Source organism: Bacillus sp. LB7, assembly GCF_030449715.1.
Taxonomy (GTDB): Bacteria; Bacillota; Bacilli; order Bacillales; family Bacillaceae; genus Bacillus; species Bacillus paralicheniformis.
The window spans coordinates 173,784-185,566 of the sequence record NZ_JASGCA010000006.1 but is presented as its reverse complement, the minus strand read 5'-3'; the positions used below and the strand labels follow the sequence as shown (position 1 = coordinate 185,566).

Annotated in this window: 15 protein-coding genes; all 15 read left to right on the top strand. The window is 48.2% G+C overall.

Translation table 11 applies throughout. The features are described from left to right. Window positions 1–16: 16 nt before the first annotated feature. Window positions 17–1,003, top strand: coding sequence for a signal recognition particle-docking protein FtsY (gene ftsY, locus QMZ64_RS10705; RefSeq protein WP_265627078.1), 987 nt, complete (start codon window positions 17–19; stop codon window positions 1,001–1,003). 133 nt (window positions 1,004–1,136) lie between these two features. Then, window positions 1,137–1,460 (top strand): putative DNA-binding protein, encoded by a 324-nt coding sequence (locus QMZ64_RS10700; RefSeq protein WP_065644118.1) that lies wholly within the window; start codon window positions 1,137–1,139, stop codon window positions 1,458–1,460. Between the two features lie 15 nt (window positions 1,461–1,475). Beyond that, the gene (gene ffh, locus QMZ64_RS10695) at window positions 1,476–2,816 is read left to right on the top strand and encodes a signal recognition particle protein (RefSeq protein ID WP_243940270.1); all 1,341 of its coding nucleotides are present in this window, start codon (window positions 1,476–1,478) and stop codon (window positions 2,814–2,816) included. Window positions 2,817–2,923: 107 nt separating this feature from the next. Then, complete coding sequence (gene rpsP / locus QMZ64_RS10690) at window positions 2,924–3,196, top strand: 30S ribosomal protein S16 (RefSeq protein ID WP_006638197.1); 273 nt, start codon at window positions 2,924–2,926, stop codon at window positions 3,194–3,196. Continuing rightward, a complete protein-coding gene (locus tag QMZ64_RS10685) occupies window positions 3,196–3,441 on the top strand; it encodes a KH domain-containing protein (RefSeq protein WP_023857213.1) in 246 nt (81 codons plus the stop codon). The genes rpsP and QMZ64_RS10685 overlap by 1 nt, the downstream gene beginning before the upstream one ends. A gap of 137 nt (window positions 3,442–3,578) precedes the next feature. Then, the gene (locus tag QMZ64_RS10680) at window positions 3,579–3,965 is read left to right on the top strand and encodes a YlqD family protein (RefSeq protein ID WP_020451370.1); all 387 of its coding nucleotides are present in this window, start codon (window positions 3,579–3,581) and stop codon (window positions 3,963–3,965) included. 4 nt (window positions 3,966–3,969) lie between these two features. Continuing rightward, complete coding sequence (gene rimM / locus QMZ64_RS10675) at window positions 3,970–4,494, top strand: ribosome maturation factor RimM (RefSeq protein WP_065644119.1); 525 nt, start codon at window positions 3,970–3,972, stop codon at window positions 4,492–4,494. Beyond that, window positions 4,491–5,222 (top strand): tRNA (guanosine(37)-N1)-methyltransferase TrmD, encoded by a 732-nt coding sequence (gene trmD / locus QMZ64_RS10670; RefSeq protein ID WP_243940272.1) that lies wholly within the window; start codon window positions 4,491–4,493, stop codon window positions 5,220–5,222. Before rimM ends, trmD begins: the two co-directional genes overlap by 4 nt. Before the next feature lie 138 nt (window positions 5,223–5,360). After that, window positions 5,361–5,708 carry a 50S ribosomal protein L19 gene (rplS, locus tag QMZ64_RS10665; protein ID WP_003181728.1) on the top strand — a complete coding sequence of 116 codons (348 nt, stop codon included), beginning with the start codon at window positions 5,361–5,363 and terminating at the stop codon, window positions 5,706–5,708. Between the two features lie 114 nt (window positions 5,709–5,822). After that, window positions 5,823–6,674, top strand: a complete 852-nt coding sequence (gene ylqF, locus QMZ64_RS10660; RefSeq protein ID WP_265627077.1) for a ribosome biogenesis GTPase YlqF — start codon at window positions 5,823–5,825, stop codon at window positions 6,672–6,674. A gap of 77 nt (window positions 6,675–6,751) precedes the next feature. Further along, the gene (locus tag QMZ64_RS10655) at window positions 6,752–7,519 is read left to right on the top strand and encodes a ribonuclease HII (protein ID WP_265627076.1); all 768 of its coding nucleotides are present in this window, start codon (window positions 6,752–6,754) and stop codon (window positions 7,517–7,519) included. A 24-nt stretch (window positions 7,520–7,543) separates the two neighbouring features. Next, window positions 7,544–9,241 carry a hypothetical protein gene (locus QMZ64_RS10650; RefSeq protein WP_322784726.1) on the top strand — a complete coding sequence of 566 codons (1,698 nt, stop codon included), beginning with the start codon at window positions 7,544–7,546 and terminating at the stop codon, window positions 9,239–9,241. Beyond that, the gene (locus tag QMZ64_RS10645; RefSeq protein ID WP_025811381.1) at window positions 9,238–9,522 is read left to right on the top strand and encodes a FlhB-like flagellar biosynthesis protein; all 285 of its coding nucleotides are present in this window, start codon (window positions 9,238–9,240) and stop codon (window positions 9,520–9,522) included. Before QMZ64_RS10650 ends, QMZ64_RS10645 begins: the two co-directional genes overlap by 4 nt. Before the next feature lie 175 nt (window positions 9,523–9,697). After that, window positions 9,698–10,858 carry an ADP-forming succinate--CoA ligase subunit beta gene (gene sucC, locus QMZ64_RS10640; RefSeq protein ID WP_020451378.1) on the top strand — a complete coding sequence of 387 codons (1,161 nt, stop codon included), beginning with the start codon at window positions 9,698–9,700 and terminating at the stop codon, window positions 10,856–10,858. An 18-nt stretch (window positions 10,859–10,876) separates the two neighbouring features. Beyond that, a complete protein-coding gene (gene sucD / locus QMZ64_RS10635) occupies window positions 10,877–11,779 on the top strand; it encodes a succinate--CoA ligase subunit alpha (protein ID WP_020451379.1) in 903 nt (300 codons plus the stop codon). Window positions 11,780–11,783: the final 4 nt, after the last annotated feature.

Genomic DNA, 11,783 nt, shown 5'->3' with positions numbered 1-11,783 from the left:
AGCGAGGTTACAGGACATGAGCTTTTTTAAAAAACTGAAAGAAAAAATCACACAGCAGACCGATTCGGTTTCAGGCAAATTTAAAGAAGGCCTGGCGAAAACGAGAAATACGTTTCAGGAGCGGGTCAATGAGCTTGTCTCCCGCTACCGGAAAGTGGACGAGGATTTTTTTGAAGAGCTTGAAGAGGTTCTGATCAGTGCTGATGTCGGCGTTGCAACGGTGATGGAGCTGATTGACGAACTGAAAAGCGAGGTCAAACGAAGAAATATTCAGGACCCGAAAGAGGTTCAGTCCGTCATTTCTGAAAAGCTCGTCGAAATCTATGAAGGCGGGGAGCAGGAAGCAGCAGAGCTCCGCGTCGAAGACGGCCGCTTGAACATCATTTTATTCGTCGGCGTCAATGGCGTCGGCAAAACGACGACGATCGGCAAGCTTGCCCATCAATTCATCAAAGAAGGCAAAAATGTCGTCCTTGCTGCCGGAGATACATTCAGAGCCGGCGCGATCGATCAGCTTGAAGTGTGGGGAGAGCGCGTCGGCGCGCATGTCGTTAAACAGGCGGAAGGCTCGGATCCTGCGGCCGTTATCTATGACGCCGTTCAAGCCGCGAAAGCGCGCGGCGCCGAAGTCCTGCTTTGCGACACGGCAGGCCGTCTCCAAAACAAAGTGAACTTAATGAAAGAACTCGAAAAGGTAAAGCGCGTGATTCAGCGCGAAGTGCCTGATGCACCTCATGAAGTGCTGCTCGTACTGGATGCGACGACAGGACAGAACGCGATGACTCAGGCGCGCGAATTTTCCAAAGCGACTGACGTCTCCGGTATCGTGCTGACGAAGCTCGACGGAACGGCAAAAGGCGGCATCGTCCTCGCCATCCGCCACGAGCTCCAGATTCCGGTCAAGTTTGTCGGGCTGGGAGAAAAAATGGATGACCTGCAGCCGTTTGAAGCAGAGTCATATGTATACGGCCTGTTTTCCGATCTGATCGAGAAAGAAGAGTAGGCGCGGAAAACCCCTTCGCCGGGGTTTTCTTTTTCGCCGTTATGTATGACAAGATAAAAACTTGACAGATCAAATATTTCAGCGTAAACTAATGTATCGTAAAGGGATTTGACTTAACAAAGGGGAGAGTCTCATGACGCTTGAAAAAACAACGAGAATGAATTACTTATTCGATTTCTATCAGTCGTTGTTGACATCAAAACAAAAAAGCTACATGTCGCTTTACTACTTAGACGATTTCTCCCTTGGCGAAATAGCTGAAGAATATCATGTCTCAAGGCAGGCGGTTTATGACAATATCAAACGGACCGAAGCCATGCTTGAGCAATATGAAGAAAAGCTACTTTTGTTTAAAAAATTTCAAGAGCGCAAGAAGATTTTTGAAGAGCTGAGAAAGCTGACTGCCGGTCAGCCCGAAGCGGAATCCCTGATCGACGCGCTTGAGAAATTAGATTAGGAGGCGGCACTTAATATGGCATTCGAAGGATTAGCCGACCGACTGCAGCAAACGATCTCGAAAATCCGCGGAAAAGGAAAAGTAACGGAGCAAGACGTCAAAGACATGATGCGCGAAGTCCGTTTAGCGCTCCTTGAAGCGGACGTCAATTTTAAAGTCGTGAAAGATTTTGTGAAAAAGGTAAGCGAACGAGCTGTCGGACAAGACGTCATGAAAAGCCTGACGCCCGGACAGCAGGTCATTAAAGTTGTCAAAGAAGAACTGACGGAGCTGATGGGCGGCGAGGAAAGCAAGATTGCCACTGCAAAGCGTCCGCCGACCGTCATCATGATGGTCGGTCTGCAAGGGGCCGGTAAAACGACGTCGACCGGAAAGCTTGCCAACCTGCTTCGTAAAAAACATAACCGCAATCCGCTGCTCGTGGCAGCAGACATCTACCGCCCGGCGGCGATCAAACAGCTGGAAACGCTCGGCAAGCAGCTCGATATGCCGGTATTTTCGCTGGGTGACAAGGTCAGTCCGGTGGAGATTGCCAAGCAGGCCATCGAAAAGGCGAAAGAAGATCATCATGACTACGTTCTCATCGATACGGCGGGGCGTCTTCACATTGATGAAGACCTGATGGATGAGCTTGAGCAGGTAAAAGAAACAGCTCAGCCGGAAGAGATTTTCCTTGTCGTTGATTCCATGACGGGTCAAGACGCGGTCAATGTTGCCAAAAGCTTCAACGAACAGCTCGGTGTGACGGGTGTCATTCTGACGAAGCTTGACGGTGATACAAGAGGCGGGGCGGCCTTGTCGATCCGCGCCGTGACAAACACGCCGATCAAATTTGCCGGAATGGGCGAAAAGCTTGATGCGCTGGAGCCGTTTCATCCCGAACGGATGGCTTCGCGGATTCTCGGAATGGGCGATGTGCTCACCCTTATCGAGAAAGCCCAGGCCAACGTAGACGAAGAAAAGGCGAAAGAACTCGAGCAAAAAATGAAAAATATGAGCTTTACGCTCGACGACTTTTTGGAACAGCTCGGACAGGTCCGCAATATGGGGCCGCTTGAAGATCTGATTCAAATGATGCCCGGCGCAGGCAAAATGAAAGGCTTAAAAAACGTTAAGGTTGATGAAAAACAGCTCAGCCATATCGAAGCCATCATCAAGTCGATGACCGGGAAGGAAAAAGAGCAGCCTGAGATCATCAATGCAAGCAGGCGCAAACGGATTGCGAAAGGAAGCGGGACATCCGTACAGGAAGTCAACCGTCTTTTAAAGCAATTTGAAGAAATGAAAAAAATGATGAAACAGATGACAAACATGACAAAAGGCAAGAAAAAAGGGTTTAAACTCCCCTTCATGTAAACCTGTTTTCAGATGATAAAAACGTTGTTAAGAAAAAACACTTTACAAACACTTTTATCATTGTTAATATACTATCTTGTTGAAATATTTTCGGAGGTGCTAGTAAAATGGCAGTAAAAATTCGTTTAAAACGTATGGGAGCAAAAAAATCTCCTTTCTATCGTATTGTTGTAGCAGATTCTCGTTCACCGCGTGACGGCCGTTTCATCGAAACAGTCGGAACTTACAACCCGGTTGCAAAACCAGCGGAAGTCAAAATCGACGAAGAGCTTGCGCTTAAATGGCTTCAAACAGGAGCTAAACCGTCTGACACGGTTCGCAACCTGTTCTCTAAAGAAGGCATTATGGAAAAATTCCACAACGCTAAACAAAGCAAATAATGAGTGATCTGCACTTGGAAGAGCTGATTGTATCACTGGTCAAACCGCTTGTGGATCATCCGGATGACGTTCAGGTTTTCAGAGAGGAAAATCCAGAGCGGACGATGTTCCGCTTGTCTGTCAACAGAGAGGATACCGGCAAGATCATCGGCAAAAAAGGGCGCACTGCAAGGGCGATACGCTCTGTCGTATTTGCGGCAGGCGCACAGTCTTCTAAGAAAGTTCAACTTGAGATCGCAGACTAAGGGGAGAGGGTGAAAACCTCCCCCTTTTTTAACATGTAAGAAAAATTGAAACAGATGAACGATTCCGATTGTCAGCTTATGCCAGGCTGCCGGATTTCAGGGAAAGGAAAAATCACGGGACAGTAGGTGATGATGCCATGCAAATTATCCAACGTGTTACCGTTATGCAGGTTTTGACTGAAAACAGCAAAAAAAAGCTGCTGGCTTCTTTTGAAGAACGAAAGGAAATCCTTGAGCGCGAATGCAACCAGCTCTATTTTCAGCTCAGGAAACACGAAAAGGAACACCACAATCCGGCAGCGACTGAATCATTTAAAAAGGAAATTGAAAAACGACAGGACAAGATTAAAATGATCGTTTTTCAAATCAATCAAATCCACACACTGCCGCTTGGCAGCGAAGTAAAGGAAAAAGAAATCGACGCTTTAATGGACATTGAAGTCGGGGATAATTGGCATGATATGACGACGGGAAAAACAATCGTGATTAAAGACGGGATCGTCATTGAAATTCGTCCGAGGTGAAGAAATGCTGAAACAATGGTTTAATGTAGGGAAAATTGTTAATACTCATGGGGTAAAAGGCGAAGTCCGCGTCATTTCAAGAACCGATTTTCCTGAGGAACGGTACAAGCCCGGAAACGCGCTCTACTTGTTCCGTGAAGGAACAGACGAGCCTGTCCAGGTGACCGTCAGCGCCCACAGGCTTCATAAACAGTTCCACCTTTTGCAGTTTAAAGAGGTTGAAACGCTCACCGAAGCCGAAAAATTAAAGAATGCCTTGATTAAAGTTCCCGAAGACCAATTAAGCCAGTTGGCGGAAGACGAGTACTACTTTCACGAAATCATCGGCTGCGATGTTTTCTCGGAAGACGGGGATTTAATCGGCAAGGTCAAAGAAATTTTAACGCCGGGCGCCAACGATGTCTGGGTCGTGGCCAGACCGGGAAAGAAAGACGCGCTCATCCCTTATATCGACGCCGTTGTCAAAGAGATTAACGTGGCGGATCAAACGATCAAGATTCATATCATGGAAGGGTTACTTGACGAATGAAAATCGATTTTTTAACGCTTTTTCCGGAAATGTTTGAAGGCGTGCTCGGCTCGTCGATCCTGCAAAAAGCCCAGGATAAGGACGCTGTCCGATTTCGTGTGGTGAACTTTCGGGCCTTTTCCGACAACAAGCATCAAACCGTTGACGATTATCCATACGGCGGGGGAGCAGGAATGGTGCTGAAACCGCAGCCTGTCTTTGATGCGGTCGAAAAGCTGACGGCTGAAGCCGAAGGGTCTCCGAAAATCATCCTCGTCTGCCCCCAAGGGGAACGCTATACCCAACAGAAGGCCGAAGAACTGGCGCAGGAAGAGCATTTAATGTTCATTTGCGGGCATTATGAAGGGTATGATGAGCGGATCAGAGAGCACCTGTCTACAGACGAGATTTCGATCGGAGATTTCGTTTTAACAGGGGGAGAGCTGCCGGCGATGATGATCGCAGACAGCGTTGTGCGGCTTTTGCCGGGCGTGCTCGGCAAGGAAGAATCGCATCTTGAAGATTCTTTCAGCACGGGGCTTCTTGAACACCCCCATTACACGCGGCCGGCAGATTATAAAGGTCTGAAGGTGCCGGACGTTCTGACAAGCGGGAACCATGCGAAAATCAAAGAATGGCGGCGGAAGGAGTCTCTCAGGCGCACTTTTTTAAGACGTCCTGACCTTCTGGAAAACTATCCTTTATCTGAAGAAGAGCGAAAATGGATTTCTGAATGGAAAAACCGGTAGATTCTATTGCACCCGGGAAAAAGGTGTGGTATGATACTACTTGTGACTTGAACGGGAACGCTCGTTTAAGTTTGAAAACGATGTTCCGCTGTGCCGGTTAACTCGCGCAAGAGCATCTGTTGGAAGGAGTTGAAGACGATGCAAAAATTGATTGAAGAAATCACAAAAGAACAATTGCGCACTGATTTGCCTGCGTTCCGTCCTGGTGATACTTTACGTGTACACGTGAAAGTTGTCGAGGGTAACCGTGAGCGTATCCAGGTTTTTGAAGGTGTCGTGATTAAGCGTCGTGGTGGCGGAATCAGCGAAACTTTCACAGTTCGTAAGATTTCTTACGGTGTCGGAGTTGAGCGTACATTCCCATTGCACACACCGAAAATCGCGAAAATCGAAGTTGTCCGTCATGGTAAAGTACGCCGTGCGAAACTTTATTACCTGCGCGAACTTCGTGGAAAAGCGGCTCGTATTAAAGAAATCAGACGATAAAGATAACGAACGAAAAGAGCTTGTTAACCATAACAAGCTCTTTTTTTGTCAAACAAGTATAAATGCACCGCACCATTAAAAGAATAGCAATAACAGAAAGTAGGTGTCAGACAAATGGTGATCCAATGGTTCCCAGGGCATATGGCCAAAGCGAGGCGGGAAGTAACGGAGAAACTCAAGCTGATCGACATTGTATACGAACTGGTCGACGCCAGAATTCCAATGTCTTCAAGAAACCCGATGATTGAAGAGATTTTAAAAAACAAACCGAGAATCATGCTGCTCAACAAAGCGGATAAAGCGGACGCCTCCGTGACAAAAGCTTGGAAGCAGCACTTTGAAAAAGACGGAATTCCTTCCCTCGCCATCAACTCGGTCAACGGACAGGGGCTCAATCAAATTCTTCCCGCTTCAAAAGAGCTGCTGAAAGAAAAGTTTGATAAAATGAAAGCAAAAGGTGTAAAGGCGCGCGCGATCAGAGCGTTGATCGTCGGCATTCCGAACGTCGGCAAATCGACTTTAATTAACCGGCTGGCGAAAAAAAACATCGCCAAAACGGGCGACAGACCAGGGATCACAACGGCGCAGCAGTGGGTGAAGGTCGGAAAAGAGCTCGAGCTTCTCGATACCCCGGGGATTTTATGGCCGAAGTTTGAGGACGAGCTTGTCGGGCTGAGACTTGCGGCAACAGGCGCAATTAAAGATTCGATTATCAACCTGCAGGATGTCGCCATATACGGTTTGCGCTTTTTGGAAGAGAATTACCCTGAGCGCTTAAAAAAGCGCTATGACCTGGAGGAGATTCCAGAAGAGATTGCAGCGCTGTTTGATGAGATCGGAAAAAAACGCGGCTGTCTCATGACCGGAGGCGAGATCGATTACGACAAGACGACAGAAGTCATCATCCGCGATATCCGCACCGAAAAGTTCGGTCCGCTTTCTTTTGAAAAGCCGGAGGATATGTAAAAAGGCGCGCTTTTAAAAGAGCGGGCCTTTATTTTTGCAGGAGATGCGCCGATAAGAACATTAGGGGAGAAGAGAAAGTGAAAACATTAACCGTCAAAGAAATTAAAGAACATCTTCAATCGGTGAGTGATGAAAAAGACCCTTTTATAGAGCAGTGCAAAAATGATGGGCGGAAAAGCGTCCAAGCGCTTGTCCACGCCTGGTTGAAGAAAAATGAAAGGCTCTCGGCCATGCGGGAAGAGTGGCAGGTGATGACGTCTTTCGAACGGTCGCTGAGAGCGCGGGGCTATCAATATATCGCCGGAATCGACGAGGCGGGCAGAGGGCCTCTCGCAGGGCCGGTTGTTGCCGCCGCTGTCATCCTCAAAGAAGACTGTGAAATATTAGGGCTGACAGATTCGAAAAAACTGTCAAAGCAAAAAAGAGAAGACTATTATTCATACATTATGGAAGAAGCCGCAGCAGTCGGCGTCGGAATCGCTGACGCTGATGAGATCGATGAGCTGAATATTTATGAAGCCTCGAAAGCGGCGATGCTGAAAGCGGTCCAAGCGCTGGACGTCGCTCCGGATTATCTTTTGATCGACGCCATGTCGCTTGCAGTCGATACAGAGCAGTCCTCGATCATTAAAGGGGATGCCAAAAGCGCATCGATAGCGGCAGGCGCATGCATCGCAAAAGTGACGAGGGACAGGCTGATGGATGAATACGCCGAAAAGTATCCTCTTTACGGGTTTGAAAAGCATAAAGGCTACGGAACAAAGGAGCATCTGCATGCCCTTGCCAAATACGGCCCGTCGCCGATACACCGAAGATCGTTCGCCCCTGTTAAAGCACATGAATAACGTTCCGGAGGAAGAATGACTTTGATGATGCTGAACGATGTACATAACAGCTTAAGAAAACAATTTGAACAAGCGGATTCTCTCCAGCGGATTAGCGGAACGGAGACGGATCAGAAAAGGCTGATGCTCGGCAAAGTGCTCCGCTTTATCAGCGAGCAGTTCGCCGAAATACAAATCGGCAATACAAAATGGCAGGGGAAGCTTGAGGCACCCCTGAAAGCGGGCGCTCATTACTGGTTTTCGTATGAAAAGAAGCCTGATGAAGCGACAGGCCGCCTTCAGGTCGTTGAAGCGTTTGACAAAAACCCGAAGACAGTGCAGGACGCCGCTTTTAAGCTGTTGAACGGGCTTTCTCTGAAGCGGACGAAGGAAGCTGTCTTTCTGGTCGGAGCGTTGCTGAAGGAGCAGCAGCCGATCAGGGAAAACGATTTAAGAGCCGCCATCAAGTGGCTTGAAAATCTGCCGAAATCTGATGCCCAAAAAGGCGCCGATGCCGTCATGTTCGCACTTAAACGCGAACTTCCCGTCCATCCCGGCGTGCTCGATTCGATTTTGGCCGTCAAAAACCCCGTACCGCTGAACGAGCAGATTGTCAAAACATTTGAGATGATCACGAACGCCGCTCAGCCATCCGCAGGCATGGAAAAGCTGAAGCAGGCGCTTTTGCCTGTTTTACAAGCGGAGACCGAGGTGCATGCCGAAAGGCTGATTCAAAAGCTTGCAGAACACGTCAGGTCGCTCGAAAAAGGAGAACCGCAGGGCGTTCAGCCATTAAAGCCGCAGGTTCAGTCAGAAGTCGGAAATCCTTTGCAAAAAGCTGACGCCGGCAGCACCCAAGGACAAGAAGCAAAAGCTGTTCAGCAGAAGCCGCAAATCGCAGAAATCGCGGCAGCTAAAGACCTGCTCGCTAAATTGGCGGCACAAGCCGAAACGAACGGGACGGATATTGTAAGAGAAGCGGCAGGCGTCATCAGAGCGCTTGAATCGCGCGGATCTCTTGGACAAGCTCCGGCCGTTCCGGGCGGATTCACGCCAAAAGAGACGGAATTATTGCAGCATATCATGAAAGAAACAGCGCCTGCATTGACGAATAAAGCCGATGTATTTTCCGTTCTCCTCAAGATCAAAGACCTGTTAGGCGTCAGAGATGAACTCTCATTGTTGAGAGCGATGGAAAACGGCGCTGTCCTCAAAGAGCAGGGCCTTCAATCTTTAAAGCTCGTGCTGAATGAAATGAGGCATGCTTCCGATCTTCCGGCTCCTGTAAAACAGGAAGCGGACCAGATCTTTCACCGTTTAAACGGACAGCTGTTTTTGCAGAATGATCAGCCTGCCCAAAGCCAGCTTTTTCTGTCGTACCCTTTGTTTTCAAAGAACGGCGTCCAGGATTTGACCGTTTTCTTAAAAGGGCAGAAAAAGGACGACGGAAAGATCGACCCTTCCCAGTGCCGCCTCATGTTTTACCTTCAGTTGGAGGCCTTGGAAGAGACGGTGATCGATTGCTTAATCCAGCAAAACGTCATGACGGTTACAATTGAAACAGGGTTCGACTTGGAGCCTTTGCTTGCACCGCTGGTCCCCGCTTTAAAGGAAAACCTGAAAGAACTGGGCTACAGCTTGTCAGGTGTCACAGCAAAAAAACGGGAAAACATGAAGCTTGCTCCTTTCCTGGACGCCCGTTTTGAACAAATTACAGAGAGCGCAGTGGATGTGAAAATATGAAGGAAGAATCTGTTCCATTAAGAAGAGCTGTTGCGCTTCACTACGATGAAATGAAGGATAAGGCGCCGAAGGTGGTTGCCAAAGGATCGGGATACACGGCGGAGAAGATCATTGAAGAGGCGCAAAAAGCCGGTGTACCGATTCAGGAAGATGCGACGCTTGTCGAATTAATGCGCCACTTGGAGCTTGACGATCACATTCCTGAAGCGCTCTACGAAATCGTCGCCGAGATCTTTTCATTCGTCTATACGCTTGATGAAAAAATGAAAAAGAGGGAATGACTTTTGAAAAAAAGCCGTTTCCTCTATTAATTTTATATTTTTAATAAAATAAAAGTGTGAATGTTTAGAAGGATTTTACGATTTCTCATCGAAACCTAGACAATCGATCTATGATTTTATAAAATGAAAGCGCAGTCTATTTTTATTTTTGCTACATAAGTTAGGAGGATGGGAAATGAATATCCATGAGTACCAAGGGAAAGAAGTACTCAGACAATACGGAGTGGCTGTTCCGGAAGGTAAAGTGGCATTTACAGCAGATGAAGCGGTCAAAGCAGCGGAAGCGCTGTCCAGCTCGGTTTATGTCGTGAAAGCTCAAATTCACGCCGGCGGACGCGGTAAAGCTGGCGGGGTTAAAATTGCAAAATCAAAAGAAGAAGTCAAAGCCTATGCGGAAGAATTGTTGGGGAAGACGCTTGTCACTCACCAGACGGGTCCCGACGGCCAGCAAATAAAACGCTTACTTATTGAAGAAGGCTGCGATATCAAAAAAGAATACTATGTCGGTCTGGTTCTCGACAGGGCGACTTCACGCATCGTGCTGATGGCTTCCGAAGAAGGCGGCACGGAAATTGAAGAAGTCGCTGAAAAAACGCCGGAAAAAATCGTCAAAGAAGTGATCGATCCGGCTGTCGGACTGCAGGGTTACCAGGCGAGAAAAATCGCCTTCGCCATCAATATCCCGAAAGAGCTTGTCGGCCAGGCCGTTAAGTTTATGATGGGACTGTACAAGGCGTTTACTGAAAAAGACTGTTCCATTGCTGAAATCAATCCGCTCGTCGTCACGGGAGACGGAAAAGTCATGGCCCTTGACGCCAAGCTGAACTTTGACAGCAATGCGCTATACAGACAAAAAGACATCTTGGAGTACAGAGATCTCGATGAAGAAGATCCGAAGGAAATCGAAGCATCCAAGTATGATTTAAGCTATATTTCGCTCGATGGAAACATCGGCTGCATGGTCAACGGAGCGGGGCTTGCGATGTCGACCATGGACATTATCAAGCACTACGGAGGGGAACCGGCCAACTTCCTTGATGTTGGAGGCGGCGCGACAGCTGAAAAGGTAACGGAAGCGTTCAAAATCATTTTGTCTGATCAAAACGTCAAAGGGATCTTTGTCAATATTTTCGGCGGCATCATGAAATGCGACGTCATTGCAGAAGGCGTTGTTGAAGCGACGAAACAAGTCGGCCTGACATTGCCGCTTGTCGTTCGCCTTGAAGGCACCAATGTCGATCTCGGCAAGAAGATCCTCGATGATTCAGGACTCAATATTACGTCTGCGGAATCAATGGCTGACGGCGCGCAGAAAATCGTATCCTTAGTGAAGTAAGAAAGGCAGGGGACCAAAATGAGTGTATTTATTAATAAAGACACAAAAGTCATTGTTCAGGGGATAACGGGTTCAACCGCTTTGTTTCACACAAAGCAGATGCTTGAATACGGAACGAAAATTGTCGGCGGAGTCACACCGGGCAAAGGCGGAACAGAGGTCGAAGGGGTGCCTGTGTTCAACACGGTCGAAGAGGCAGTCAAGCAGACCGGGGCAAATGCGTCTGTCATTTACGTTCCTGCGGCTTTTGCGGCCGATGCGATTATGGAAGCGACAGATGCTGAGCTTGATCTTGTCATCTGTATTACTGAGCACATTCCGGTGCTGGATATGGTAAAAGTGAAAAGGTATATGGAAGACAAGAAAACAAGGCTCATCGGTCCGAACTGTCCGGGAGTCATTACGCCTGAGGAGTGCAAAATCGGGATCATGCCCGGATATATCCATAAAAAAGGCCATGTCGGCGTCGTGTCGCGTTCAGGAACCCTTACATATGAAGCGGTTCATCAGCTTTCAGAAGCAGGAGTCGGCCAGTCGACTGCAGTGGGCATCGGCGGAGACCCTGTCAACGGGACAAACTTCATCGATGTGCTGAAGGCGTTTAATGAAGACCCTGATACACATGCGGTGATCATGATCGGCGAAATCGGCGGAACAGCTGAAGAGGAAGCGGCCGAATGGGTGAAAGCCAACATGACCAAACCTGTCGTCGGTTTCATCGGAGGAAAAACGGCGCCTCCTGGAAAGCGCATGGGGCATGCCGGCGCCATCATTTCCGGAGGAAAAGGAACGGCGGACGAAAAGGTCAAAACGATGAACGCCTGCGGAATCGAAGTGGCTGAAACGCCTTCTGTCATGGGAGAAACTTTGATTAAAGTGCTGAAGGAAAAAGGCCTTTACGAAACGTGTAAAACACACTGATCTT